A 2,875-nucleotide genomic window follows, 5' to 3' on the forward strand; every position below is an offset into this window, starting at 1 on the left:
ACGAAATTCAAACTCTCTATGATAATTATGTACGAATTGGCGGCACGCCTCTGCAAAAAATTACGCGTGAAGAGGTTGCCTTGGTAGAGGCTAGGCTGGGAAATGAGTATAGTGTTTATTTTGCTAATAAGTTTTCCAGTCCCTTTATTCCAAATGTGATTGGTCAGATGGAAGCAGACGGCATTGAACAGTGTATTTGCTTGATTTTGGAGCCCCATTATTCTTTCTACTCTGTCATGGGTTATGAGAAATTTTTAGAAAGCAAGCAAATTCAATTTTTAGTCATTAAGGACTGGTATCAAGAAGAAGCGCTATTAAACTATTGGGCAGATGAAATTGGTAAAATTTTAAAAGAAGAAGTAAAGCAGGATAGCTTTAAAGTCATCTTTTCAGCCCACAGTGTGCCCATTTTTGCCTTGGATTTTGGTGACCCATATATTGACCAAATTTTTGAAAATAGCAAGCTTGTCGCTGAAAAACTAGGTTTGAGTTCTGAGCAATATACTAACACTTGGCAAAGTGAAAGTGATATCGGGATTCCATGGATTAAGCCAGATGTCTTAGAGTATCTCAGAGAACGGAAAGAACATCCAGACCATTATATTTTTGTTCCTATCAGCTTCATTAGCGAGCATATTGAAGTCTTGTTTGACAATGATGTGGAATGTTATGACTTATGTCAGGAATTTGGTGTAAACTACCATCGTCCACCAATGCCAAATACAGATTCTCGTTTGATTGATGCCTTGGTTAATACAGTCAGAGCTAATGAGGACAAAGAGTTTAAGGAATTTCTCCCAGAAGAAGAAACCTTTGATGAGTTAGTTCCTTCAGATGAGACGAAAAATATCTTGGCCGAATCTCAAGATTTACAAATGCCAGAATTTGTGAAAAAATTGATTGAGAAAAAAGGTCGGGAAAATGTTAAGATGCCTTATCTTATTAAGAAAATGCTTGAGAAAGCAGGTAAGTTACCAAAAGAGTAAAGAAAAAAGGATTTAGCTTTGCGCTAGATCCTTTTAATCGATTATTTTTTCTCGAGAAGAGCTTTGATTTCTTGAAGTACTTCCAATTCAGTTGGACCAGCTGGAGCTTCCTCAGCAGCTTCTTCTTTCTTAGTAAGGTTTTGAGCTTTTTCCATTGCTTTAATCACAAAGAATAGCACAGTACCAACTACAAGGAAGTTGATAACAGCACTCAAGAAGTTACCGTAAGCAACACCATTCCATGAAAGTTGAGCAATACGTTCGATTTTTGCAGCTTTCAAAGCAGGGTTCAATAGAAGTGGAGTGATGATATCATTAACAAATGAAGTAACGATAGCACCAAAAGCAGAGGCAATGATCACACCGACAGCAAGGTCAACAACATTACCACGAAGCAAGAATGATTTTAGATTTTTTAACATACTGTTTTCCTTTCAACGTTTCGTGTTTCATTGTATCCTAAATCATTATAGAAGGCAATTAAAAGGCTCATAAATGGAGCATTATTTTCTAAAAATATAGACCTTGCTCAAGATATAATTGATGATAATAATGAGTATTTGTGCAATTATCGTTTCAATTGCATTTACCTTATCAATGTTTTCATTTACGAATTGCCCTATGATGTGAGGGAATTGAGTCACAAAGAGAAAAGTTAAAAACAAGTCTAACAGAAAAGTGGAAAGGCGGGCAAGACAAAATTTTACTAAACGGATGAGCCGATTCTTCCTTGCTTGCTTAAATACAAGCCTATCATTTGTGATAAAGGCAAATAGGATACCAATAATATTTGCTAGGGCAGTAGCGAGGAGTTCTTTATGAGTTAGCTGATAAATGACTAGTCGTGAGAGAATTGAAACTAGAGTTGTTGCAAGGCCAAAAAAGAGATAGGTTAAGATTTCATTGTTAAAAAATTTTTGAATACGAATTTTCATGTTTTAAGTATAGCATAAAGCAGGCTATTGTGCTATACTAGTAAGGTTGAATAAAGCAACCCTTGGTGCTTAGCTTCTTTCACCAAGCATATTACACGCGGATAACCGCTAAAGGAGAAAAGATGAAAAAATTAACTATTCGTGATGTTGCAGATATTGCAATCGTCGCTGCTATCTATGTCGTTTTGACTGTCACACCGCCTCTAAATGCCATTAGCTATGGTGCTTATCAGTTCCGTATTTCAGAAATGATGAACTTTATGGCTTTTTACAATCCCAAGTATATCATCGGAGTTACCATCGGTTGTATGATTGCTAATTTCTTTAGCTTCGGACTACTAGATGTCTTTGTTGGTGGCGGATCAACCCTAGTATTCCTTAGTCTAGGTGTTTGGCTTTTTGCAAAATATAGCAAGGATTACCTCTTTAACGGATTGATTCGAAAAGATCATTTCTTCTTCTCAATCCTCTTTTCAATTTCCATGTTTACTATCGCTGCAGAGTTAAATATTGTAGCAGAATTACCATTTTTCCTTACTTGGTTTACAACAGGAGTTGGTGAATTTGCCTCATTGATTATTGGAGCGATTATTATTGGTAAAATTGGTCGTCGAATTGATTTAAGCAAATAGAAGAAGATAAGCTAGGTAGCTCTTACCTGGCTTTTTCTTTAGGAAAATTTCTTAGGAAACTTGACAAGATTTTCTAACTGTAGTATACTTTTTAAGTAAGCTGATTTAGCTCAGTTGGCAGAGCGCATCCATGGTAAGGATGAGGTCGCCGGTTCAATCCCGGCAATTAGCATTAAATAGACAGAAAAAACCTTTATTTACAAGGTTTTTTGTTATGTCTGCCTCAAATTTTTCAAAGATATTTCTTATGTATCTGTGTAAATAAAACTAATACTCAATGAAAATCAAAGAGCAAACTAGGAAGCTAGCCGCAGGTTGCTCA

4 protein-coding genes, 1 tRNA gene and 1 riboswitch are annotated in these 2,875 nt (G+C 36.0%); of the genes, 3 read left to right on the plus strand and 2 right to left on the minus strand.

Annotated features, from left to right (window positions below):
• On the plus strand, positions 1 to 986 hold a 986-nt coding region (hemH, locus tag QZ359_RS08570), incomplete at its 5' end, for a ferrochelatase (protein ID WP_293965795.1).
• 41 nt (positions 987 to 1,027) lie between these two features.
• Here the strand turns inward: hemH and mscL are convergent.
• Together mscL and QZ359_RS08580 are read right to left on the minus strand one after the other, a co-directional pair.
• A complete protein-coding gene (mscL, locus tag QZ359_RS08575) occupies positions 1,028 to 1,408 on the minus strand; it encodes a large conductance mechanosensitive channel protein MscL (RefSeq protein WP_261077591.1) in 381 nt (126 codons plus the stop codon).
• Positions 1,409 to 1,489: 81 nt separating this feature from the next.
• Positions 1,490 to 1,921, minus strand: coding sequence for a GtrA family protein (locus tag QZ359_RS08580; RefSeq protein WP_261077592.1), 432 nt, complete (start codon positions 1,919 to 1,921; stop codon positions 1,490 to 1,492).
• A 28-nt stretch (positions 1,922 to 1,949) separates the two neighbouring features.
• A riboswitch (PreQ1 riboswitch) is annotated at positions 1,950 to 2,046 on the plus strand.
• Here QZ359_RS08580 and QZ359_RS08585 point away from each other — a divergent pair.
• The gene (locus QZ359_RS08585) at positions 2,044 to 2,553 is read left to right on the plus strand and encodes a QueT transporter family protein (RefSeq protein WP_049532600.1); all 510 of its coding nucleotides are present in this window, start codon (positions 2,044 to 2,046) and stop codon (positions 2,551 to 2,553) included. (Overlaps the previous riboswitch by 3 nt.)
• A 99-nt stretch (positions 2,554 to 2,652) precedes the next feature.
• Positions 2,653 to 2,725, plus strand: a tRNA-Thr gene (locus QZ359_RS08590).
• The last annotated feature ends 150 nt before the right edge of the window (positions 2,726 to 2,875 follow it).

The sequence above is a fragment of the Streptococcus sp. genome (assembly GCF_019414905.1).
GTDB lineage: Bacteria > Bacillota > Bacilli > Lactobacillales > Streptococcaceae > Streptococcus.